Below are 23,765 nucleotides of genomic sequence, written 5' to 3' on the forward strand. Positions count from 1 at the left end.
TTGAAATATCTTAACAAATTAATTTTATAGTATCACATATTAATTATAAAATTTTCATTTATTTTGTAATTTAGAAATTTCAAATATAAACATGAGACTTAAAATCACTCTTTTACTTATATTAACCTCTTTATCAACAGCTTGGGGTCAACGAGTAACCATTAATTGGGCTGGAGCCAAAATTCAAGATTATGGTGAAGCTAAACTTAATCTTCCTAGCTTTACAAATGAAGGCTTTTCTTATAGTCAAGATAATATTTTCATCATCAACAGCCAAAAAGCAGGAGAAAGACAACTTCAGGTTTCAAATTTTGTTTGGGAAGCCGTTTCTAAGAAAGATTTATACGAGTTAGATCCTAATTTCATTCACGAAAGTGACCGATCAGATATTGATTATTACTATCTTGAAGGTGAGCGTCATGCAAGTGTACGCGTTGGTTTATTTAAAAAAACAAAAGGTAAAATTGAAAGATTATCTTCATTTAGTATATCTGAAAGCAATGCACCTATGCCAATGAATGCAAGTAAAGTGGGTACAAGCCAAAATCCTCTATCAAGCGGAGCGTTTTATAAAATTAAAGTTGATAAATCTGGAGTTTTTAAAATAACGGCTCAGTTTTTAAGAGATAATGGTATGAATCCATCCAATATCAATCCTAAAAACTTCAGAATTTATGGAAATGGCGGAGTCATGCTTCCTGAGTTTAACCAAGACGTGAAGTATAGTGCTTTGCAAGAAAATGCAATTCAGGTGGTGGGAGAAGATGATAATGTATGGAATGATGGCGACTATGCTCTTTTTTATGCTCAAGGTCCCAATGGATACAATCTCTATAATGTAGCAAATGGAAATGGCGTTAAAAGAACAGATACCAGACAGGATACCAGTGAAAATCTAAAAAACATTTATGAAGATTTTTCTTACTATTACATCAATTTTGATAAAGGTGCAGGAAAAAGAGTTATGCCTGTTGATGTAAATTTACCTACATCCCAATTAATCACTAGATTTGACAATTATCAGGTGATCAATAATGACCAAAGAAACTTACTAAAGGTAGGTAGAACTTGGGTAGAAGATCAAGGGTTTTCTACAGATAAGGCAGTTACTTTTAATTTAGGTTCATCTGTTCAGGCAGGTGATGTCGTAAAATATCGAACTCAAGTTATTGGTTGGAGAGCACAACAAAATAGTATTTCTTTTAATATTAACAGCCAGAATCCTTTTCCTGCATCCATAGATCAAAATCCGCCGAATTACTCATATGATTTTTATCCAATAATTTATTCAGGAAGCACTACTGCTATTTCTGGCAACCAAATTACTGTCAATTACGCTCCCAATATTGCAATCAACCCCAATGGTGCTTTTTACCTTGACTATGCAGAAGTACAATATAAAGACGATTTGAAATTCAATGGCTCTCAGATAAATTTTAGAGATTTCTCTTTGGCTACCGGTACAAATACCAATTACGGCTTTAGTATTTCGAATGTAGGAAATCTGGAGCAGGTTTGGGACGTGACAGATATCACCAATGCTAACAGGCGAGTAAATAAAGCTGCCGGAAGTGGACTTTTCAATTTCGGCTACACAACTTCTGATCTTAATTTCAATAATGAATTTGTAGCTTTCAGAGCTGATGCTACTTTTTCTCCTCAATTCGTAGGAAGAATTGCCAACCAAAATCTTTCTGCATTGCAAAATGTAGACTATTTGATTATCACAACTCCTCAAATGATGGCACAAGCTCAACGAATTGCTAATTATCATCAGACGAAAAGCAATTTTAATGTTCAGATTGTCGACACCGATAAAATCTACAATGAGTTTGGAAGCGGAAGTAAAGACCTTACCGCAATAAGAGATTTTGTAACCAAGCTAAACACACCCTTAGGAAGTCTAAAATACGTGTTTATATTGGGAGATGCGTCTTATGATTATAAAAACAGAGTTCCAAATAATTCAAATATTGTTTCTAGCTATCAAAGTGAAGCTTCCAGAGAATTTGAAACTTCTTTCGTTACAGATGATTATATTGTAATGACTAAACCACAGACTTCTAAAGAAATAGCATACAGTCTTCCAGATTTACCAATAGGCCGTATACCTGCAGGCAATCCTACGGAAGCCGCCAATATGGTTGATAAAACTTTAGCCTACTACAATTCACTCCCAGGACAGTCTTCCCCTTTCGGAGAATGGAGAATGAAACTCGATTTTATAGTGGATGATAACGGTGAAGGAGGCGGCGCCTTTCACAATGTAATGAATAATACCTTAGTCAACACATTTGAAATCCCATCAGTCAACACATTAAAAGAGTATAACGTAAGAAAATTGTATTTAGATGCTTTTCAGGCACAAAGTACAGCAGGAGGTCAAAGGTATCCTCAGGTAAACCAGGCAATTTCTAATGATATTGGTAATAGTCTTTATTTGTTTTATTTCGGACATGGAGGTATCAACGGGTGGGCTCAAGAAAGAGTTTTAACCACAGATGAAATCAACAACTCAAATAATTTTACAAATGTTTATAGTAGATTCCCATTTGTATCAACAATTACTTGTGAATTTACCCTTTGGGATGAACCTTCTACTTTTTCGGCAGGAGAACAGTTTATTAAACTAAAACAAGGAGGTCCAGCGGCAATGATTACCTCTAGTAGAGCAGTTGGGGTAGACTATGGAAGAGCGTTCACGGATCTCTACACGAAAGAAATGTTTAAAATGATTAATGATGATTTTAACACAATTGGAAATGCCCACTTGAATGCAAAAAAATTAACATCTGCAAATACCAACCATGTAAAAGTAAACTTATTGGGAGATCCTGCGATGAAACTGAGCAGACCGCAGAGACTATTGGTCATAGATAATATAGAAACTCCCGTTCCTGGATTAATAAGAGGTTTAGATTTTGTGAAAGTGAAAGGTCATATTAATAATGCAAACGGAACGGTAAATACTACTTTTAACGGAAGAGTTGTAATTAATATTTTTGATAAAAAATTAAACAAAACGACTCTAAACAATGATAACGCTGGAAATTTAAACCCAGTTTTAAGCTATAAAGAAGAAGGAAGTGCTATTGTAAAAGCCTCAGGAACTGCAGTAAATGGAGTTTTCACGGTAGAGTTTTATGTACCGAAAGATATTAATTATGATGAAGGAGACGGTAGAATCTTAGGATATGCAGATAACAAATCGATTGACGTGTTTAATAATCAAACGGTAAGAGTAGGAAACATTAACCCTAACGGGGTTAACGATAATGAGCCACCAAAAATAAAGCTCTACATGAACAATACCAATTTTGCCAATGGAGGTATTACCAATCAAAGCCCTATGCTTTTGGCGTGCTTGAATGACGATACAGGTATAAACTCTACAGGGTCTGGAGTTGGTCACGATATCACAGTATATCTTGATGGGCAAATTATCAATACGGTTGTTTTAAATGATTTCTTTTCTTCAGGTGAAGGAAACGGATGTATTAATCCAGCTTTAGCAGACTACCAGAAAGGAAATGTAACCTATCCTTTTAGAAATTTAGCAATAGGGCAACATCAATTAACATTTAAAGTTTGGGATATCAACAATAATTCGACAACTGAAACGTTAAACTTTGAAGTTAAAGACGAGGCCGATCAACACTTAATTATCAACAGACCATTAAACTGGCCAAACCCTTTTACCAACAAAACATACGTTCAGTTTGAGCATAATTGTGATGATATTTTAGATGTAAACGTTCAAATTTATACGATTACAGGAAAAATGGTAAGAACTTTAACAAATGTTGTAGTCGCAGAACCCTTCCTACAGGGCTTTAGAACGCCACGTCAAGCAATTGAATGGGACGGAAAAGACGATTTTGGGGACACAGTAGCAAAAGGTACGTATATTTTTAAGATATTTGCAAAAAGCCAAAATCAAGAAAAATGCAAAGGAAGTGCTACAGCTGTAGAAAAAATGGTACTTTTGAAGTAAATAAATAATTAATCAAGAATATCAATAAAAAACTGATAATATATAAAAGACAACATATGAATTTAACTACTAAACTGCTTTTAGGGATTGGTTTGAGTGCTGGGTTTCTAGGCTATGCACAGGACCTGAGTCAGGTAAGACCTGTATTAACTGGAGCTCCTTTCCTTAGAATCGCACCAGATGCAAGATCAGGAGGTATGGGAGATCAGGGGGTGGTAACTTCTCCTGATGCGTTCTCTCAGTTCTGGAATGCGGCAAAATATCCTTTTAGCAGAACAAGTTCTTCTGTAGGTTTAAACTACACTCCATATATGGGAAAATTAACCAACGATGTATTTTTATTGTACGGTGCTTTCCATAAATTTTTAGGTCAGGAAGAAAGATCTACTATTTCTGCAAGTATCTATTACTTCAACATGGGGGAAGTAGAACTTACCGAACTTGGTGTAGATAATACAGTAACGTCTAATGGGGTTTCAAAACCAAACGAAATGTCGATTGACGTTGCCTATGCTTTGAAATTATCAGATTCGTACTCTATGGCGGTTACAGGTAGATTTATTCGTTCAGATTTATCTGGAGGATTCAACACTGATACTACCCTTAAGCCTGCAAACTCATTTGCAGTAGACGTTTCAGGTTACTATACATCTCCAAAGTTTTCTAGCTTCGGAAATATGGACGGTAAAATAAATGGAGGTTTCTCAGTAACAAACTTAGGTCCAAAATTAGACTATACTGGGGATGAGGCTTCTAGATCTTATCTTCCAACAATGGCTAGATTAGGTGTTGGTTACGACATGTATCTTGATGAAATGAACAGAGTAGGTCTTTCTGTAGAAGGATCTAAAATCTTGGTTCCGGGATCAGAATTTGTAGGAACAGACCCTAACACGAGACAGCCAATGTACCAAGTTCCAAACGTTGGGGTAATGGCAGGTATCGGTAAATCTTTCAAAAATACCAATTCAATTATGTATAGTGGTGCATTAGAATATTCTTATGACAATGCATTTGCAGTAAGAGGAGGTTATTTCCACGAAAGTGAAGAGCAAGGAGCAAGACAGTTTGCAACGGCAGGTATTGGTTTAAAATACCGTTCTTTTGGTCTTGATGTATCTTACTTAATCAATATGTCTAAAATTAATACAGCATTAGATAACACTATTCGTTTCGGTTTAACTTGGAACATTGGTGATGAAACTTCAAATGTAGATAATTAAAAAACTTAATATAAAAGTTTTGAAAAGTCTCATTTTTATGAGACTTTTTTTATTGAAAAATTTTCAATCTTTTTTTATCACTTCATTTTAATGAAAAATTAATTAAAAATTCACAAATCACCTTCAAAGTAAAATTGACAATTCACATTTAACCCCTATTTTTGTAGTATGAACTATTCTTCGGAGCTCAAAAAAATCGTAACCAGCCAATATGTATATTCTTCCATAAGAATTACACTGGCGACGGTAATTCCTTGTTTAGTTCTCTCCTATTTTGGCTTGCTCAAAGATTACTTTCTTTTTCCTTTAGGAACAAGCTTTGTTGCGCTTACCGACCAACCGGGCCCATTTATCAGACGTAGAAATTCATTAGCGTTTGCGATTTTCTGCTTTGTAGTCGTTGCATTAATAGCCAGCTTGGTGAAAGGAATTATTCCACTTGTACTTCTCGAAGTCATTGTTTTCGGGATGTTTTTCTCATTAATCGGAGTTTACGGACAAAGACTGGCGGCAGTGGGTTCTTTAGCATTAGTTGTTTTAGCTATTTTTATCGACGGTCATTTAACGGGAGCCAATATTCTGAAAAGTTTACTAATTTTTGCTGCGGGATGCATTTGGTTTTTATTGATTTTCCTTATCGTCACTACGATTCAGCCGTATAAACTGGCTAGTCAGATGATTGGTGAAAATTATCTTCAACTTGCAGAATTTCTTAAAATTAAAGCTAATTATTATCAGAAAAACCCTGATTTTGACAAGCTAAGTTTACAAGTTATTGCAAAACAAATCGGAATTAAAAATCTTCAGGAAGAAACCCGTGAAACCGTTTTTAAAACAAGAACCATCGTTAATGAATCCACCACTTTAAGCAGATTATTAATGCTGATGTTTTTGAATTCTATGGACCTTCATGAAAAACTGATGACCTCAGAAAGCGACTATAAAAAGCTTCAGGAAAGTTTTGAAGACACCGAAATTTTAGTCAAAATACACGATTACCTTAATATTCTCTCAGATGAAATCGCCAACATCGGAATTGCTCTACAAAGCAGTACCCGCGCAAGACCGATTTTCAACTTAGAAGCAAGCTTTCATGAGCTTAATGTGCATTATTTCGAGTTGAGAAATAAAGAGATGACTCCCGAGAACTTGGAAAATTTCATGATTTTACGCCAAATTATGATGCGTATCAATGAAATCACCAAAGAAATCAGTGAGATTTATAAAGTGTTTTCACAAAATGTAAGGTTGGCAAAAAGTCTTTCTACAGGTTTAGATTTAAAGAAATTTATGCCTAAAGAAGAGAAAATTAATTTTAAAGTTTTAAAAAGTAATATTTCGCTTACCTCATCGCATTTCAGGCATGCTATAAGAATTACCATTGCATTGTTGTTGGGATACTTAGTTTCTTTACTTCCATTTATAGAAATCGGCCACACGTATTGGATTTTAATTACCATCGTTGCCATTTTAAAACCGGCCTACTCTATCACCAAACAAAGAAATTTTCTGCGTTTTTGTGGAACCGTTGTCGGTGCAGTGATTGCTTATGGTTTACTGTATTTTATTCATATCAATGCTGTACTTTTCGGGATTCTTTTGTTGAGCATGATTTTATGTTTCAGTTTATTGAAAGGCAGATATTTTTGGGCAGTTTTGTTTATGACGATTTATGTTTTTATGAGTTTTAATTTTTTAAATCCTGGAAATGTAAATGTTATTTTTAAAGACAGAATTGTAGATACTTTTATTGCAGGAATTATTGCATTTCTCGTTTCATATATCGTACTTCCGGTTTGGGAACATACGCAGAATTTAGATTTAATGAAAAAATCTGCAGAATCTAATCTCACGTATTTTCACAGCGTGATGTCTAAATTTTTGAACGAAAATTTCGATATAGAAGACTATAAAGTAAAACGTAAAAACGCCATCATTTCATTAGCCAATCTTTCGGATAATTTCCAAAGAATGATTTCTGACCCTAAAAATCAGCAGAAAAAACTCGAAGTCGTGCATCAGTTTGTGGCAACTTCACATTTAATAACTGCTTACACCGCTTCATTGTCGCAATACGCCAAAAGCAATCAGCAATACCCAGAAATAGATTCTGAAAGCTGGAGTAAAAAAATAGAATCTGAAATGAATCAGGTATCAGCAATTCTTAATGGAGAAAAAATTCCAGAAGCCTTAAGAATGGACAGCCGTCTTGAGCCCGAAGATTCTTCGATTGAAGATATGCTTCACAAAAGAAAAACTGAACTTCTAGAAAAAGAGCATTTAGATACCAGAGACCCTAATAAAATCTCACATTTAACCGAGCTAAAAAACATTCATGATATTTTAGAACTTATTTATGATGTTGCCAAAGAACAACGTAAAGTAATCGAAAAGTACAGAAACGAAGAAAACACTACTCTTCCACAATCGTAAAGCAGTATTCGTCAAAAAATTCTACTCTTGCTTTAAGTTCGTCTGAAATCTGGTCATCATGCACTCTGCATTTTATAGAATGAAGATGTTTTAGTTCAAAAGGTCGTACTTCGTAATGTTTTTTCAGCGACCAGTGTTTAGAATGATGAATTTTATACATACTTTCTTTCACACTCCAAATAATTGTATAAAAAACAACTTCGGTATCAAAAGGGATAAAACCTCTTTCATCTTCGTATGTGAATTTGTCGATTACCCTTAAAATTTTAGGATTAAATTTTTCAATATCAATTCCTATTTTATTTTTTGAAATGGCAATCGCTGCAAAAGGATAAGAATGCGTGATAGAAATTTCGGCATCTTTCGGAGACAAAAACGGCTCTCTTTCTTTATAAAGAATTTTAGAATTAGGCTTTATACTTTTTAAAAGTTTTCTGACCATTAAAACCTCCAGCAATTTTTTAGGATGATAATCTTTTACTTTTTCAGCATTTTCAGGCTCTAAAAGTTCGTCAATATTGAGTTCGTCATTCTCGTCATATTTCCAAACAAGAATGGTTGCAGTATCATCAGAAAAATCTCGGTAAAGAGGCATGGGTTTGTTTATTGGGTAAAATTAGTGAAAAAATTTTGGTTGGAAGATCGAAGTTGGATGATGGAAGTTTTTACGACTAGCTGCTTTTTTATTTTTTTAACGCAAAGGATTATTAATTGTTACGCTAAATCTAAGGAGCAAAGAATAATCAATAAAATTGATTTTATGAGGCGCTCTTTTATTTTCAAGCTTCATAAGCGACATGTCGCAACCCTTTGCTCCTTTAAATAATACAGTCAGCAAAATAAATCTCTGCGTTTGATAAGAATTTTCACAAGATTTTCACACAGTTTGTCATGCTGGAAACATCTAGGCAATTTTTAAACAAACAATGTTGAGATGCTTCCAGCATGACAAATTGACCGCAGGAATTCAGATTAAAATTAAAATTTCAAACAAAAAATTCACTTAAATCCTAAGACTTAAGTGAATTTCAATATTACTTAAAAACCAGAACAACAAAGCGCAAAGTATTAAACTTCCCACTTCCATCATCCAGCTTCCATTTAAATCAAATTATTTAGACTGGTGATTCACCTCATTTCTGTGCTCCATAATTTCAAGATTTTCATCTACAAAATAAGCACTTCCGAAACCATTCACATAAGAACCTTTCACAGGGTGAAGACCAATTAAGATAAAATCTTTCATCTCAGCAATTACTTCTACTACTTTTCCGTGAGTTTCTTTTAACTGAGAAACAACAGTGTTCCAAGTTTCAGAATCTCTTTCAACCTGAGAAGTAGAAGCCTCAATCGTTAATCTTTCTCTTGCATAAATTTGTTTTGTAGCAGATTCATCTTCGATAAACATGATAGACGTTTTTCTTCCATCAGCAAGATTTTTAGTATGCTTTGCCATGAAAGATACCAAAATATAAAATGTATTTTCTACTTGCACAAAAGGAGCATAGCTAGAATTTGGTGTTCCTTCAGCATCTACAGTTGCCAAAATGATGCTTTTTGTTCTTTCTACTAATTCTTTTACTTTAGGCGCAAGAGGTTTTGCCTGTCTTTGAGATTCTTCCTGAGTATTTGTATGATTCATAATAAAGATTTATTTCCTGCAAAAATACACAATTTAGAATGAATAAAAATAGATTTTACAGTATGTATTATTTCATGCTAATCAGCAAGATGCTTGTTTTTGTATCTAAATTATATGTTGTAATTTTGCATCATATAATTAGAAATTAAATTATTCATTAGATATGAGTACAACAACACAATACGTTCCTTATAAAGTTAAGGATATTTCTCTTGCAGAATGGGGAAGAAAAGAAATTACTTTGGCTGAAGCAGAAATGCCAGGTTTGATGTCTATCCGTGAAGAGTACGGACCATCTCAACCATTGAAAGGAGCTAGAATCGCAGGATGTCTTCACATGACGATTCAAACTGCAGTTTTAATCGAAACTTTGGTTGCTCTTGGTGCTGATGTTACTTGGTCTTCTTGTAATATTTTCTCTACACAAGACCACGCTGCTGCTGCTATTGCTGCTGCTGGAATCCCAGTTTATGCTTGGAAAGGTCTTAACGAAGAAGATTTCGACTGGTGTATCGAGCAGACTTTATTCTTTGGTGAAGATAGAAAACCATTAAACATGATTTTGGATGATGGCGGAGATTTAACAAACATGGTTTTTGATAAATACCCAGAATTCACAAAAGATATCAAAGGACTTTCTGAAGAAACTACTACAGGTGTTCACAGATTGTACGAAAGAATGAAAAACGGAACTTTGGTAATGCCTGCGATCAACGTAAATGATTCAGTAACTAAATCAAAATTCGATAACAAATACGGTTGTAAAGAATCTGCAGTAGATGCTGTAAGAAGAGCGACAGACCTTATGTTGGCTGGAAAAAGAGTGGTAGTTTGCGGATACGGAGACGTAGGTAAAGGTACTGCTGCATCTTTCAGAGGAGCGGGTTCTATCGTTACGGTTACAGAAATCGACCCAATTTGTGCTTTACAAGCTGCAATGGACGGTTTCGAAGTAAAAAGATTAGATACTGTAGTGGATAACGCAGATATCGTAATCACAACTACTGGTAACTTCAACATCGTAAGAGGAGAGCATTTCCTTAAAATGAAAGATAAAGCGATTGTTTGTAACATCGGTCACTTCGATAACGAAATCGATATGGCTTGGTTGAACACTAACTACGGTCACACAAAATCTGAAGTGAAGCCTCAGGTTGATATCTATACTATCGAAGGTAAAGAAGTAATTATTCTTGCTGAAGGTCGTTTGGTAAACTTGGGTTGTGCTACAGGTCATCCATCTTTTGTAATGTCTAACTCTTTCTCTAACCAGACTTTGGCTCAAATCGAACTTTGGACTAATTCTGCAGCTTACGGAAACGAAGTATATATGTTACCTAAGCATTTAGATGAAAAAGTAGCAGCTCTTCACCTTAAGAAATTAAGCGTTGAATTGGAAGTTCTTTCTACTGAACAAGCTGATTACATCGGCGTTGACGTGAAAGGACCTTTCAAACCTGAGTATTACAGATACTAAGCATTAGCAATTAGCAATTAGCAATTAGCAATTAGCAAAAATAGAACGCTCTGGGAACTTTTTCCGGAGCGTTTTTTATTAATAATTTTTCAAACACTCAAACACATTCTACTCCTACCCTCAAACACACATACTCTCAAACTCTCAAACTCTATTTCAGGAGCTATTTCCCGCTATCCGCTATATCTTTTTTGTGGGCCATTGCTTATCCAAAACAAAAAAGGATGTCGCTTTTATCGGGGCTACTATTTTACGACTGATTTTAATAATTTTAAACTCCAATGAAATAATCGTTATCATTAATTTAAAAAATAATATATTTGAATTAATAATAAACAAAAATAACATTTAATGAAAAAACAAGGAGTTTCAAATGCATTCGTAGCGGCATCGTGGATTGCTTTAGGAGCAGGAATGATTGGCTTTATTGTCGGTTTGGTAAGAGCAGAAATGCTGCTTAACGAAAAAGGCTACTACTTTACCATCCTACTCTACGGTTTATTTGCCGTAATTTCTTTACAAAAAGCAGTTCGTGACCGATTAGAAAATATCAAAGTGACCGATATCTATTATGGAATTTGTTGGTTTGCTACAATATCATCTATTGTTCTGTTGACTATAGGATTATTCAATGCGACCATTTTACCGAGTGAAAAAGGATTTTATGCTTTTGCATTTTTGCTGGCTTTATTTGGCGCAATCGCCGTTCAGAAGAATACTAGAGACAACATGACTCAGGAATAAATAATTTAAACTCATCAAATTTGGTGAGTTTTTTTATTTTGCATATCTTTATTTCACAAAATATTGATATGTTAAAAAAACTTTTACCCTTGTTTTTCTTAGTCGTTTTTCATTTTCTGAAAGCTCAAAACGAATTTATTACCATCTGGAAGCCAAGCGGTGTAGACCCATCAATCACAACCTATACAACCGCTCCTACTCAATCATCTCCAAATCAAATTTGGTTTCCCGGGACAGGCTCAAACTACACCATTCAATGGGAAGAAATCAATTATCCACAACATAATGGTATTTTAACGAATGTAACATCAAACGGACAAATTTTAATCAATTTTGGAACTCCTTTAAATCCAGCTCCAAATCAGGCAACTTACAGCGTAAAAGTAAGTAATGGAAGTGGAGTTTTTAATAAGATACAATTTGCATCTTTCACTTTAAACCCAAACGGAGTTAAAATTTGGTCTCACCTTGGTAATTCAGATAAGATTCTTGCCATATCACAATGGGGAAACATACAATGGACTTCGATGTTTAATGCATTTTCACATTGCCAAAGTTTACAATTAACGGCTACAGATTCTCCGAATTTATCAAATGTTGAAAATGCTTCACACCTATTTTTTAACGCAAGCAGTTTCACAGGAAATTCTTCGATGGCCAACTGGAATACTTCACAAATAAAAGATTTCAGTTTTATGTTTGCCCATGAAAATATGTATTTACTTGCAGATACATTTAATCCACCCATTGGAAATTGGAATACCTCTGCGGCAACTAATTTTAAATCATTATTTGAAAACAGACAAGTTTTTAATCAAAACCTGAATTCTTGGAACACTTCGAATGTTACCAATATGAATTCTACATTTGCAATTTGTACAGCTTTCAATCAACCTCTGGTTAACTGGAATACTTCAAATGTTACCGATATGTCTTTTATGTTTCATTTTATTCCTAATTTTAATCAATCTCTAAACAGCTGGAACACATCAAAAGTGACCAATATGGCTTCTATGTTTGAAGGTTGTACTATTTTCAATCAACCTCTTCAGAATTGGAATACCTCAAATGTGACCAATATGAACTCCATGTTTGCCAACTGCAATGCATTCAATCAACCTCTTGATAATTGGAACACCTCAAATGTTACAGATATGTCTCTTATGTTTCATGTTATTCCTAATTTTAATCAACCTCTTAACAGTTGGGATACATCAAATGTTACCAATATATCTCATATGTTCCATAGCTGTACCGCATTTAATCAACCATTAGACAATTGGGACACAAGCAAGGTAACGAATATGAGTTTCTTTTTACAAAATGCAACTGCTTTTAATCAAACATTAGGAAATTGGAATCTTCCACTTCTTACCAACGCTGTGCTGGCAATTACTCAAACAGGAATAGATTGCGGTAATTACAGTGACACTCTTACGGGGTGGGCAGATAATCCTAATACCACAAACAATATTAATTTAGGACCTCTTATGAATCTTACCTATTCATCAACCATTATCAACAAAAGAAATATTCTTATTAATAAAGGCTGGACTTTTACCGGAGATGTTGCAGGGGAATGTGAAAAGCTTGCAGTGGGTGAAACTAAGCTAGAAAGCAGTCTTTCAATTTATCCTAATCCGGCATCTGATTTTATTTATTTAAATAATTCTAAAGATGCAAAAAGTTATATTATAACAGATATCAGCGGAAGAATTGTAATGAAAAATTCTCTGACTAAAGATTTTATAAATATTCAAAGTCTTAGTTCTGGAAATTATATTTTACAGATTTTAACAAGTAAAAATATTGAGAATCTTAAATTTATTAAAAAGTAATCTTTAAAAAATAAAAATATGCTTAAAAAAATATCAGCTTTTATCCTTTTTGTGTTTTTAGGACAATTTGCAAAAGCACAAAACGAATTTATCACCATCTGGAAGCCCACTACTGCTATCAATATGGATGAAATGGTTGCTGCACCACATCAGGTTTTAGCTAATCAAATATGGTTCCCTGGGGTAGGGCAAAATTATACAATAAGCTGGGAAGAAGTAGGCTACCCGCAACACAATGGAATAATGCCTAATGTAACTTCTACCACTCAGGTTTTAATTGATTTTGGAAATGCCTTAAACCCGGTGGCTGATGATGTAAAATACAGGGTAAAAGTAAGCAATGGGAACGGAAGTTTTAAACAAATTCGTTTTGGATTAATGTATCCTAATTCAGCATCAGACCAGATTCCTGTATTTGAAAATTTAGGAAGTATAGAAAGAATTCTTGAGGTCGAGCAATGGGGAAATATTCAATGGATATCGATGTACAGTGCATTTGTAAACTGCAAAAATTTAAAAGTTACCGCAGCAGATACTCCGAATTTCAATAGCGTCACCGATGCTTCTTATATGTTTTATAGAATCCCAGCGCTTACCATAAGCAACTCTATTGCTAATTGGAATGTTTCTACGATTAAAAACTTTCAAGGAATGTTTGGAGGTTCGGGTGACCCTACTATCGATACCTTTAATCCTCCGATAAATAATTGGAATATCTCATCCGCAGAAAACATTAGCAAAATGTTTCAAGGAAGACAGGCATTTAATCAAAATCTTAACGGTTGGAATACGTCGAACGTAAAAAATATGAGCTACTTATTTCAGTCAACTAAAGCTTTTAACCAGCCTTTAGATAATTGGAATACTTCAATGGTTACCGACATGTCTCATATGTTTACTAATTCCGTTTTTAACCAATCTATAAACAGCTGGAATGTTTCTAATGTCACCGATATTACCAGTATGTTTCATGATGCAGATTATTTTAACAAACCTTTATCATCTTGGAACACTAGTAATATTCAATATATGACCGGATTATTTGCGGGTGCAGACAGTTTTAACCAAAGCTTAGGAAGCTGGAATCTTTCCTCATTGATCAATGCTTCAGCAGCGCTTAGTGGAAATTCAATAGACTGTGTTAATTACAGCTACACTCTTGCAGGGTGGGCGCAAAACCCTAACACGCCCAACAATATTTCGATGTTGCCTTTACTGATGCTTTCTTATTCTCCGGATGTTGTGGTAGACAGAAACATACTCATCAGCAAAGGATGGACACTTTTCGGAGATACTTTAGGAACCTGTCAAATCAAAGAAAGTCTTTCGACTTCTGAAATAAACAACCTTAAAATTTCTATTTACCCTAACCCAGCGCAGGATATTATTTATTTAAAAAATATTTCTAATGTAAAAAGCTATGTTATAACAGACCTTAGTGGTAGAATGGTAATGAAAGACTCTTTAAACAAAGATTCTATCAACATTCAAAATCTTACTTCTGGAACCTATATTTTAGAGCTTATGTTTAAAGATAAAATACAGAGATTGAAGTTTATCAAAAAATAAATGAACGCTTACAGGTAAATTTATAGTGATTAAAATAAAAATATCGGTTATATGATAAAATTTTCATTAAAATAATCATGCAAAAAATAATTACATTCATCATATTATTCATGCTTTTTCAACAGATAAAAGCACAGGATGAATTTATCATGATTTGGAAACCATCTATTACCCAAACGTCTCCTTTAGTGAGCGGAGCACCTTCATCTTCTACACAGATTTGGCTTCCCGTAAGAGGAAATAATTTCACCATTTATTGGGAGGAAATCGGATATCCGCAAAATCAATCGACGTTAACAAATGTAAGTTCTGCCTACCAGGTTCTCATTAATTTTAGTGAACCTTTAAATCCTAATTCAGCAGATGCTACCTACCGATTAAAAATCACCAATGGAAACGGAAATTTTCACAGCATCAGATTTGCAGACTCCACTTTATACCCCAATGGGACAGGTCTTGTAGGTGACAGTGACAAATTGCTCACTATTGAACAATGGGGCACAACTCCTTGGTCTACGATGAAACAAGCTTTCTCAATGTGTAGAAATATGGATATTACTGCAACTGATATTCCTAATTTGTCTAATATTACCTCTCTTCAAAACACATTTGTAGCGTGTAATAATTTAGTAGGAAATTCAAGTATGGCTAATTGGGACATTTCTAATGTAACAGATCTAAGCTTAACTTTCTCTGCGTGTCTTCTTTTTAATCAGCCTATTGGAAGTTGGAATACCAGCAACGTTACCTTAATGTCATCCACTTTTTCAACTGCAACAACATTTAATCAACCCCTTTCAAACTGGAATACCTCGAAAGTTGAAGATACAGCAGCAATGTTTCTTAATGCTGTTGCCTTTAACCAACCTATCGGAAATTGGGATATGTCTAAAAACAAAAACATGGAGTTTATGTTTTACGGAACAAACTTCAATCTACCCTTAGCAAACTGGAATACTTCACAGGTTATCAAAATGTCTTACATGTTCAAAAATGCACCTTTATTTAATCAAAATATAGAAAACTGGAATACCAGTAATGTAGTGAATATCGAATTTATGTTTGAAAATGCAACAAATTTCAACCAAAATCTTGGAAATTGGCATTTAGCATCGCTTTCCACAGCGATGTTTATGCTTAATAATACAGGATTAGATTGTTTAAATTACAGCAGAACAATAAAAGGATGGTCATTAAACAGCATTACTCCAAATAATATTTATTTAGCGAATGTAAATCCATCAAAATATGCTTCAGATATAACGATTGATCGCAATAATCTTTTGGCAAAAGGATGGTTTTTTCAGGGAGACACTCTAGGATCATGTAGTGTTTTGAGTACATCTGAAGTTAATTCAAAAAATTTGCTTACAATTTATCCAAACCCGGTTACAGATTTCATTCATATTAAAAATTTAAAAAGCTCAAACTCTACATATAAAATCATTGATGCAAGCGGAAAAATTGTTTCGCAGGGAAAAGCAAGTGAAGACCAAATTGACATAAGAAATTTGGTAAAAGGAAATTACATTCTTCAGGTTAAAACACAGCAGGCAGTGAAAAATCTAAAATTTATCAAAAATTAAACCTACCAAAATCAAAAATATGAAAAAGACAATTTTTTTGTTTTCCTTTATTATCATTTCGTTTTTTGCTCAGGCTCAAAATGAGTTTATCACCATCTGGGAACCTGGTTTCACAACTAATCCGACAATAAACATCAATGCACCTTTTCAATCCAATTCCAACCAAATATGGTTTCCTGGTATAGGAGAAAATTATACTATCGAATGGGAGGAAGTCGGCTATCCGCAAAACAATGGCATCATGACCAATGTAACTTCTACCAGCCAAGTATTGATAGATTTCGGCCCTGTACGCGAAGGAAGTGCTCCTGCGACTCAGTACAGAGTAAAAGTATCCAACGGAAACGGAATTTTCAGACAGATACAATTTGCCACCCACTTGCCTTTTAATAATAATATTGAAACCAATGTTCCTAATATTCAGTTATATGGTAATTCAGAAAAGATCAGAGAGATTGAACAATGGGGGAACATTGTCTGGAGCACCATGAAATGTGCTTTTACCAACTGTCAAAAACTACAGCTTACGGCAACAGACAGCCCGAATTTAAGTATGGTCACAGATGCATCGCTTATGTTTTACAGAGCCTTTGAGTTTTTAGGAGCAAGCTCTATGCAGAATTGGGATACTTCGAACATTAAAAATTTCAGTTTTATGTTTGCAGCTCATTACAATGGGATTAATTTTGCAACACTTCCGCTATATTTCAATCCTCCGTATTTAGGTAATTGGAATATGTCTTCTGCAAACGATCTCAGCTATATGTTCACAGCAAGAGATTTATTTAACCAAAACCTCAACAACTGGAATGTTTCTAATGTCTCGAAGATGAACTGGATGTTTGCATTTTGTGAAAATTTTAATCAGCCTTTAAATAATTGGAATACTTCAAGTCTTACAGATATGCACTACATGTTTAGTAATAACGCCGCCTTTAATCAACCTCTGGATAACTGGGATGTTTCTAATGTTAAAAATATGAATATGGCTTTCGGTGGTTGCAGTTCCTTCAATCAACCTTTGAATGTTTGGAATGTAGCAAATGTCACAAAAATGAATAATCTATTTGCTGGAACTACAGTTTTTAATCAACCTCTCAATTCCTGGGATGTAGGAAACGTCACCACTATGAATGGAATGTTCAATTCTGCTGTGAACTTTAACCAACCGCTATCATCATGGAACGTCAGGAAAGTGACAGAAATGTCTAATATGTTTTCTGGCGCAAATAGTTTCAATCAATCATTAGAAAACTGGAATTTGAGCGCTTTGGTTTTAGCCCATAAAATGCTTTTCAATACAGGTCTGAACTGTATCAATTACAGTAAAACACTTTCAGGTTGGGCAGATAACCCCAGCGCTCCCAATAACATCAACTTATCATCTGTAGAACCTGCTGTATACGCGGCAAATATTTTACCTAAAAGAACTATTTTGATTAATAAAGGATGGACAATCACCAACGATGTTATTGGAACCTGTATACTGTCAACTTCAGAATATCCTGGTGTAAAAGAGTTTTCAATTTATCCAAACCCTGCGACAGATTTTATTTATTTGAAAAATAGTAATCAATCATTAGATTACAGCATCTTTGAGTTAAGCGGAAAAATAGTTTTACAAGGAGCGTTGAAAAATAACGAAATCAACATTAAAAATCTTAGCAAAGGCAACTACATTTTACAGGTCAAAACAAAAGATGGTATAGAAAATTTTAAATTCATCAAAAAATAAAAACAAAAGCCTCGCAAAATTGTGAGGCTTTGTTATATGTAAAGATGACAAGTCAATTATTGAGTGAAGTAAAATTCACTATTGACAATTTCTCAATCACAAATTAATTATCGTATTGATTAGGATGCTTTGCTTTAATATCATCTACCGTTCCCAAAACTTTATCTTTTAAAGTATCCTGGTAAACCTGTAGTTTTTCTGCAATTTCCTCATTTCCGCTTCCTAATATTTTCGCAGCTAAAATCCCCGCATTTAAGGCACCGTTTAGTGCAACAGTTGCCACCGGAATTCCACCCGGCATTTGTAAAATTGATAATACCGAATCCCAACCGTCAATAGAATTACTAGAAAGTATAGGAACTCCAATTACGGGTAAAGTAGTACAACTAGCCACCATTCCCGGAAGATGAGCAGCACCTCCGGCACCGGCAACAATTACTTTCAAACCTCTTTCTTTAGCTGTTTTTGCATAATCAAACATTCTTTCCGGAGTTCTGTGAGCAGAAACTACAGTCAGCTCGTAAGGAATGTCTAAACTTTTTAGAAAATTAGCTGCCAATTCCATAATCGGTAAGTCGCTCTGACTTCCCATAATAATTCCTACCATTTTTTCAATTTTATTAGACCTCAAAGATAAGGATTTTAAAAAAGTGAATTGCCAATTCTGTTACTTCTAAATTCAGTTATTCTGTACCCACATCTTCTGCTTCATTATCTTTATATTTGCAGACGATTCACCCTATTTTGAAAAATTACAAACTTACTTTCGCCATCCTCACTGTAGCCATTGTTTGGGGAACTACATTTTTATCCATTCGTGTAGCTGTAGAAACCATTCCTGCGTGGTTTGTGGCAGGAATTCGTCAGTTTTTAGCGGCGATAATAATGTTAATGATACTCTTGTATAGAAAAGACCTTAAATGGATTGGCTGGAAAAACCTCGGTTATCAAATTATTTTTTCAACCTTGATGCTCGTTATCGCCAACGGAATGACCACTGTTGCCGAAGAAACCGTAACGAGTAGTTTGGCTTCATTAATGAGTGCTTGCTCACCCATCGCAGTATTTTTAGGAAGTGTGGCTTTTGGATTACAAAAATTCAGCTTTCGGGCTTTACTGGGGATTATCATGTGTTTCAGCGGGATACTTTTTATATTTTGGGACGGGCTGAACGATTTATCAAACCCTGATTATCTAATGGGCATTATTTTCCTTTTTGCCGCCATTTTAGGATGGGCATCGGGAACTATTTTCACTAAAAAACTAAATCTTCAAAGTAAAAATATCACCCTAAATCTTTTTTATCAATTTCTTTTTGCCGGAGTTGTGCAACTTTGTTTTGCCTTCCTTTTCTCAGAATCTTATAATTTTGAAAACTGGAGTATAAAAAGTATTTCTGCGATGCTTTATCTTGCTGTTTTCGGTTCTGTGGCTGCTTTTTTCGCCTTTCATTATGCATTAACAAAAATTTCTCCGGTGCAGGTTTCCATTTTGGCTTATGTCAATACGATTATTTCTATTTTCTTAAGCTGGTTGATTTTAGATGAAAAAATTTCAGCTAAATTTATCATTGCAGCAGTATTAATTATTGCAGGTGTTTTTATAATTAATTATAATCCTGAACTTTTTAAAAAGAAAAAGATTGAGGAAAAAGCATAAAACATTACACAAAACTTACTTTTATGAATAAAATTATTACATTATTTATTTCACTTTTATCATTGAATCTATTCAGTCAAACTGATAAGAATGGAAATCCAGTTTTCAATTCCCTTACTTTATCTGAAGAAAAAGTAAATGATTATGTATTAAACTCTAACTATTATACTTTAGCCAATAATATCAGTAATAAAAACTCATCAGTCTTTATTACTGAACAACCATCTTTAGATGAGATAGAATTAGCTGCAACCAAACTTCCATCAGATTTTTTTCTTGTTGTTAAAAATTTATCTCCTGTAAAAATGATTATGTTGGCGGAAAAATCAGAGATGGTCTTTTTTGTAATAGACCCCGCAACTGGGGCTAACGAAGTATTTCCCGCAGATATAAAAGGAGATATAACAGAAAATCGAGCTAAAGAAATTATTGAACAAAAATTTGATAAAAGAGCAAAAATCGATGGTAATATCTTATTTTTCAATAATAAAAACTTATCTATTATAAGTACTAAGGAAATTAAAGCTAAAGTTAAAAAGCTTATTGCTAAAAAAAATCTTAATCAAGGAGAAGCTAATCAAACTAAATTTGACGATAAAGCACTTTTAAAAAAAATAGTCATTAAAGAAACCCATAATGGAGGAAAATTAGATTTTTTCACAGAAATAAAAGGTCATGAAAATGACGGAATTCAAGTAAAACCTGGCATCTTCTCTACAAAAATGGGAATTGCTCTTTACAAATGGGGACGAGGGAATTATGAAATAGGTGTAAATAACGTGGAAGATGCTTTAAATATTTGGGAAGAAATTAAAGAAAGAAAACCTAGCAAAAGAGAAATTGAGTATATAACAATGGGATTTAACAAACAATTGGAAAACTAAATTTCTCACCATTTTTTTTATTGAATCCTTTTCTAAAACCTAAATTTTTAATATCATGAAACACATATTCTCACTAAGCTTTATTTTAATATCAACATTATTTTTAGCTCAAATTACAAAATTTACTGATGCTGAAATCATAAAAAAGCTTGATTCCATAAAAACTGAAGGTAATCTTCTTTTTTCACTCGAAAGTTCGTCATGGCAATCTACAGATTTGGCGCAAGAAAATAAAAAAATAAAAGCCAATTTTGGAGGATATCTTACATACAAAATAAATGATACTGTAAAAACAGTGATTTTAAATAAAAAAAATAATTTGGTTATTGCAGAATATTCTTTTAAAAACGCTTCTAAAAAACCTATTAAAGAAAATCTATCTCAAAGAAATCTCACTTTAAACGAAAATAATTTAAAAAATATACGTTCAAAACTAATTTTACAATTATCAGATTCAAAATATGAAGTCACTGCTCCTAATGGTTATAGCCTGAATATAATTACGATTCCATTTGAAGAAAATTACAAAAATTATCTTATTACAGGCGCTTCAGAATCTAATATAATTCCTTTTGGAAATGATTATTTATTCATCACTGATAAGGAAGGAAATATTATATCAAATAAAAAATTTCACTCAAGATTAATACCTGCAATGACTTCAATGCCTGAAGGAGGCACAGTGACAATGTCAACTCACAGTCATTTAAAAACAAATCCGTTTATCTCAGCAACAGACATTTGTACTTTTAAGTTATATGCTCCGTTTACAAAACTTGAAGAATTTTCAGTTTATTCTCCTGCCTTAGGTAGTTATATGATTTATAATTATAAAAAAGATAGTCTTCTTATAAAATCAAAAGATATTAAATAATAAAAAAAACGCTCATCATTTCTATATCTCTCATCGTTTTAATAATGATATCATTTACAGTTTATTGGAATCTCCGCATAGAAATCACCCGAAAATCTGATATTAAAACCGGAAACGAAATTGTTGAGAACATTGAGAATTATCGGAAAAATAGCTACAAACTCCCTGAAGTCAACGATTGGCAGACTTTAGAGCAATTGGGATTACAAAAAGACAATCCTACAAAACCAATCTACAACAAAGATGAAACTGGAAATTACGAACTTATCTATGATGATGGTTTAGGTGGTCCTTATTTATTATGGAACTCGACAGAGAAAAAATGGGCGATTGATTTGCCGAAAATTCATTCAAAATAAGAAAGACTGCTTTTTAGCAGTCTTTTCCAATATATGTAAAGAAATATTTTAAGCAATCACTCTTACCATCGCTTTTACCTGAACCAATTTCTCCATCAGCTCTTCTCTCGAATCTGCCAAAACATTGATGTGTCCCATTTTTCTACCGGGCTTGGTTTCTGTTTTTCCGTAAAGATGAATGTAGGTTTCAGGTAGTTTTAAAACTTCTTCCATTCCTTCATAAATTACTTTTCCTGAAAATCCATCTGCACCGACTAAATTCAACATTCCGCTGTAAATAATTGCGTCTGTATCAGCTAAAGGAAGATTTTTTACCACACGATACATTTGTTCGAATTGAGAATTGGCATTTCCTTCCTGACTTTGATGACCGGAATTGTGCAATCTCGGCGCCGTTTCATTCACCCAAACTTTCCCTTCTTTATCTAAAAATAATTCAATGGCGAAAAGTCCTGGAGAATTAACTGCATTTAAAAATTTCTCTGTAATAGAATCAATCTGCTCTTCAATACTTTCCTCTAATAAAACCGGACAGATATTAAAATCAAGCAAATTCAGTTTTGGGTCTGCCACCATTTCCGTCACAGGAAAAATCTGTGTTTCTCCGTTTTCATTTTTAGCAACAATTACTGAAAGTTCTTTATCGATATCAACCAATTTTTCAAGAACAGAATCCTTAATCCAAAGGTTTTTCATGTCTTCATTAGTTCTGATAACCTGAACTCCTTTTCCGTCGTAACCACCGGTATTCATTTTTTGCACAAAAGGAAGTGGCATTTTTATTTCGTCTGAACTTCCATCCATAATTTCAAATTCAGGACTTGGAATATGGTGTTCTTCGTAAAACTTCTTCTGAAGAATTTTCTGCTGAATGATTTTAATGATTTGAGAATTCGGAACCACTTTTATCCCTTGATTTTCAAGTTCAGCCAAAGCATCCGCGTTTACATGTTCAATCTCAATCGTTACCACATCTTTATCTTTTCCGAAATCAAGGACCGTTTCATAATCATTGAAACTACCTTGCGTAAAATGCGAAATATTGTGACAAGGCGCATCTGAAGCTGGGTCTAACGTGTAAAACTCATCATCATACTTCAGCGCTTCCTGAATCAACATCCTTCCGAGCTGTCCGCCTCCTAAAATTCCTATTTTCATTTTTACTTTTATTTTTTCTATTAGATTTTAAACTTTTTATTGAATCTTATCAATTTTCAAATATCCCAATCCCATCGGATTTTCCTGATTTTCGACATCAGATTTCACTAAAACAATCGAGTATTTTTCTTTCATTTTTTCTGGGAGAATATCATTCACATTAAAAATATCATCGATATCAACCCCATGTTTATCGTCGATATGACTTACGGCACCTTCAAACCCCATTGTTTTATAAAATTCGGTTTGCTTGGCTTTTTTCACAATATCCGCCATTGAAGTTCCCACCATCAAGTGCTGCTCATGAAACTCTTCAAAGTATCCTTTTTTATATCCACCTAAATTGATAAAATACAATTGATTTTCTGAAGTCTCTTCGCCTTTTTCTACAATTTTCACTTCAAAACCATCCGCAAATTTCACTTCCTGATAACAGTCGAGATGAATTTTCCCATCGGCTTCTTCCCAGAAATCTTTCATATCCGGAACCAAATCTTTGAGGCTTTCTGCAATCCCAAAGAAAACATCATGTTGTTCTATATTTCTGCCTTTTGGCGTTGCACCGAGGATGATATAAAATAACTTCATTT

General features: G+C 33.9%; 18 protein-coding genes. 13 read left to right on the top strand and 5 right to left on the bottom strand.

Annotated features, from left to right (window positions below; translation table 11 throughout):
- Nucleotides 1–91 precede the first annotated feature (91 nt).
- The 3 genes from porU (at nt 92) to LO744_RS15570 (ending at nt 7,650) form a co-directional block, all read left to right on the top strand.
- A complete protein-coding gene (gene porU / locus LO744_RS15560; protein ID WP_230670966.1) occupies nt 92–3,994 on the top strand; it encodes a type IX secretion system sortase PorU in 3,903 nt (1,300 codons plus the stop codon).
- Between the two features lie 56 nt (nt 3,995–4,050).
- The gene (gene porV / locus LO744_RS15565; protein ID WP_230670968.1) at nt 4,051–5,217 is read left to right on the top strand and encodes a type IX secretion system outer membrane channel protein PorV; all 1,167 of its coding nucleotides are present in this window, start codon (nt 4,051–4,053) and stop codon (nt 5,215–5,217) included.
- Between the two features lie 168 nt (nt 5,218–5,385).
- Entirely contained in the window at nt 5,386–7,650 is a 2,265-nt protein-coding gene (locus LO744_RS15570; RefSeq protein WP_230670970.1) for an FUSC family protein, read from the top strand.
- Here the strand turns inward: LO744_RS15570 and LO744_RS15575 are convergent.
- Together LO744_RS15575 and LO744_RS15580 are read right to left on the bottom strand one after the other, a co-directional pair.
- A complete protein-coding gene (locus LO744_RS15575; RefSeq protein ID WP_230670972.1) occupies nt 7,631–8,245 on the bottom strand; it encodes a 4'-phosphopantetheinyl transferase family protein in 615 nt (204 codons plus the stop codon). The genes LO744_RS15570 and LO744_RS15575 overlap by 20 nt on opposite strands.
- A gap of 516 nt (nt 8,246–8,761) precedes the next feature.
- Entirely contained in the window at nt 8,762–9,292 is a 531-nt protein-coding gene (locus tag LO744_RS15580) for a HugZ family pyridoxamine 5'-phosphate oxidase (protein ID WP_230670974.1), read from the bottom strand.
- Between the two features lie 163 nt (nt 9,293–9,455).
- On the opposite strand from LO744_RS15580, the gene ahcY reads away from it, so the two are divergent.
- The 6 genes from ahcY (at nt 9,456) to LO744_RS15610 (ending at nt 18,241) form a co-directional block, all read left to right on the top strand.
- On the top strand, nt 9,456–10,769 hold the full coding sequence (ahcY, locus tag LO744_RS15585; protein ID WP_230670976.1) for an adenosylhomocysteinase: 1,314 nt from the start codon (nt 9,456–9,458) through the stop codon (nt 10,767–10,769).
- Nucleotides 10,770–11,120: 351 nt separating this feature from the next.
- Nucleotides 11,121–11,513, top strand: a complete 393-nt coding sequence (yiaA, locus tag LO744_RS15590; protein ID WP_230670978.1) for an inner membrane protein YiaA — start codon at nt 11,121–11,123, stop codon at nt 11,511–11,513.
- Nucleotides 11,514–11,581: 68 nt separating this feature from the next.
- Nucleotides 11,582–13,351: a BspA family leucine-rich repeat surface protein gene (locus LO744_RS15595; RefSeq protein ID WP_230670980.1), complete on the top strand. Its 1,770-nt coding sequence runs from the start codon at nt 11,582–11,584 to the stop codon at nt 13,349–13,351.
- Between the two features lie 18 nt (nt 13,352–13,369).
- Entirely contained in the window at nt 13,370–14,920 is a 1,551-nt protein-coding gene (locus tag LO744_RS15600) for a BspA family leucine-rich repeat surface protein (RefSeq protein ID WP_230670982.1), read from the top strand.
- Nucleotides 14,921–14,997: 77 nt separating this feature from the next.
- Nucleotides 14,998–16,506 carry a BspA family leucine-rich repeat surface protein gene (locus LO744_RS15605; RefSeq protein ID WP_230670983.1) on the top strand — a complete coding sequence of 503 codons (1,509 nt, stop codon included), beginning with the start codon at nt 14,998–15,000 and terminating at the stop codon, nt 16,504–16,506.
- Between the two features lie 19 nt (nt 16,507–16,525).
- Nucleotides 16,526–18,241 carry a BspA family leucine-rich repeat surface protein gene (locus LO744_RS15610; RefSeq protein WP_230670984.1) on the top strand — a complete coding sequence of 572 codons (1,716 nt, stop codon included), beginning with the start codon at nt 16,526–16,528 and terminating at the stop codon, nt 18,239–18,241.
- Between the two features lie 103 nt (nt 18,242–18,344).
- Here the strand turns inward: LO744_RS15610 and purE are convergent, their stop codons facing one another.
- On the bottom strand, nt 18,345–18,848 hold the full coding sequence (gene purE, locus LO744_RS15615; RefSeq protein ID WP_066676194.1) for a 5-(carboxyamino)imidazole ribonucleotide mutase: 504 nt from the start codon (nt 18,846–18,848) through the stop codon (nt 18,345–18,347).
- Nucleotides 18,849–18,985: 137 nt separating this feature from the next.
- Between purE and LO744_RS15620 the strand changes: the two genes are divergently transcribed.
- The 4 genes from LO744_RS15620 to LO744_RS15635 are packed head-to-tail and all read left to right on the top strand — an operon-like array spanning nt 18,986 to nt 22,017.
- Nucleotides 18,986–19,900, top strand: a complete 915-nt coding sequence (locus LO744_RS15620; protein WP_230670985.1) for a DMT family transporter — start codon at nt 18,986–18,988, stop codon at nt 19,898–19,900.
- A 23-nt stretch (nt 19,901–19,923) separates the two neighbouring features.
- Nucleotides 19,924–20,784 carry a hypothetical protein gene (locus tag LO744_RS15625; protein ID WP_230670986.1) on the top strand — a complete coding sequence of 287 codons (861 nt, stop codon included), beginning with the start codon at nt 19,924–19,926 and terminating at the stop codon, nt 20,782–20,784.
- 55 nt (nt 20,785–20,839) lie between these two features.
- The gene (locus LO744_RS15630; protein WP_230670988.1) at nt 20,840–21,658 is read left to right on the top strand and encodes a hypothetical protein; all 819 of its coding nucleotides are present in this window, start codon (nt 20,840–20,842) and stop codon (nt 21,656–21,658) included.
- A 44-nt stretch (nt 21,659–21,702) separates the two neighbouring features.
- On the top strand, nt 21,703–22,017 hold the full coding sequence (locus LO744_RS15635; RefSeq protein WP_230670989.1) for a hypothetical protein: 315 nt from the start codon (nt 21,703–21,705) through the stop codon (nt 22,015–22,017).
- 48 nt (nt 22,018–22,065) lie between these two features.
- Here the strand turns inward: LO744_RS15635 and LO744_RS15640 are convergent, their stop codons facing one another.
- Nucleotides 22,066–23,175, bottom strand: a complete 1,110-nt coding sequence (locus tag LO744_RS15640; protein ID WP_230670990.1) for a 5-(carboxyamino)imidazole ribonucleotide synthase — start codon at nt 23,173–23,175, stop codon at nt 22,066–22,068.
- A 36-nt stretch (nt 23,176–23,211) separates the two neighbouring features.
- On the bottom strand, nt 23,212–23,763 hold the full coding sequence (locus LO744_RS15645; protein ID WP_230670992.1) for a DUF1543 domain-containing protein: 552 nt from the start codon (nt 23,761–23,763) through the stop codon (nt 23,212–23,214).
- Nucleotides 23,764–23,765 lie beyond the last annotated feature (2 nt).

Origin of the sequence: Chryseobacterium turcicum (genome assembly GCF_021010565.1) — a bacterium.
GTDB lineage: Bacteria > Bacteroidota > Bacteroidia > Flavobacteriales > Weeksellaceae > Chryseobacterium > Chryseobacterium turcicum.

What these genes read in the sequence shown, in the direction of transcription:
- LO744_RS15640 (WP_230670990.1), bottom strand. Translation starts at nt 23,175, where the DNA reads ATGAAAATAGGAATTTTAGGAGGCGGACAGCTCGGAAGGATGTTGATT.
- LO744_RS15570 (WP_230670970.1), top strand. Translation starts at nt 5,386, where the DNA reads ATGAACTATTCTTCGGAGCTCAAAAAAATCGTAACCAGCCAATATGTA.
- LO744_RS15610 (WP_230670984.1), top strand. Translation starts at nt 16,526, where the DNA reads ATGAAAAAGACAATTTTTTTGTTTTCCTTTATTATCATTTCGTTTTTT.
- LO744_RS15625 (WP_230670986.1), top strand. Translation starts at nt 19,924, where the DNA reads ATGAATAAAATTATTACATTATTTATTTCACTTTTATCATTGAATCTA.
- LO744_RS15575 (WP_230670972.1), bottom strand. Translation starts at nt 8,245, where the DNA reads ATGCCTCTTTACCGAGATTTTTCTGATGATACTGCAACCATTCTTGTT.
- LO744_RS15600 (WP_230670982.1), top strand. Translation starts at nt 13,370, where the DNA reads ATGCTTAAAAAAATATCAGCTTTTATCCTTTTTGTGTTTTTAGGACAA.
- porV (WP_230670968.1), top strand. Translation starts at nt 4,051, where the DNA reads ATGAATTTAACTACTAAACTGCTTTTAGGGATTGGTTTGAGTGCTGGG.
- LO744_RS15605 (WP_230670983.1), top strand. Translation starts at nt 14,998, where the DNA reads ATGCAAAAAATAATTACATTCATCATATTATTCATGCTTTTTCAACAG.
- LO744_RS15635 (WP_230670989.1), top strand. Translation starts at nt 21,703, where the DNA reads ATGATATCATTTACAGTTTATTGGAATCTCCGCATAGAAATCACCCGA.
- LO744_RS15580 (WP_230670974.1), bottom strand. Translation starts at nt 9,292, where the DNA reads ATGAATCATACAAATACTCAGGAAGAATCTCAAAGACAGGCAAAACCT.
- LO744_RS15595 (WP_230670980.1), top strand. Translation starts at nt 11,582, where the DNA reads ATGTTAAAAAAACTTTTACCCTTGTTTTTCTTAGTCGTTTTTCATTTT.
- yiaA (WP_230670978.1), top strand. Translation starts at nt 11,121, where the DNA reads ATGAAAAAACAAGGAGTTTCAAATGCATTCGTAGCGGCATCGTGGATT.
- purE (WP_066676194.1), bottom strand. Translation starts at nt 18,848, where the DNA reads ATGGTAGGAATTATTATGGGAAGTCAGAGCGACTTACCGATTATGGAA.
- LO744_RS15630 (WP_230670988.1), top strand. Translation starts at nt 20,840, where the DNA reads ATGAAACACATATTCTCACTAAGCTTTATTTTAATATCAACATTATTT.
- ahcY (WP_230670976.1), top strand. Translation starts at nt 9,456, where the DNA reads ATGAGTACAACAACACAATACGTTCCTTATAAAGTTAAGGATATTTCT.
- LO744_RS15645 (WP_230670992.1), bottom strand. Translation starts at nt 23,763, where the DNA reads ATGAAGTTATTTTATATCATCCTCGGTGCAACGCCAAAAGGCAGAAAT.
- porU (WP_230670966.1), top strand. Translation starts at nt 92, where the DNA reads ATGAGACTTAAAATCACTCTTTTACTTATATTAACCTCTTTATCAACA.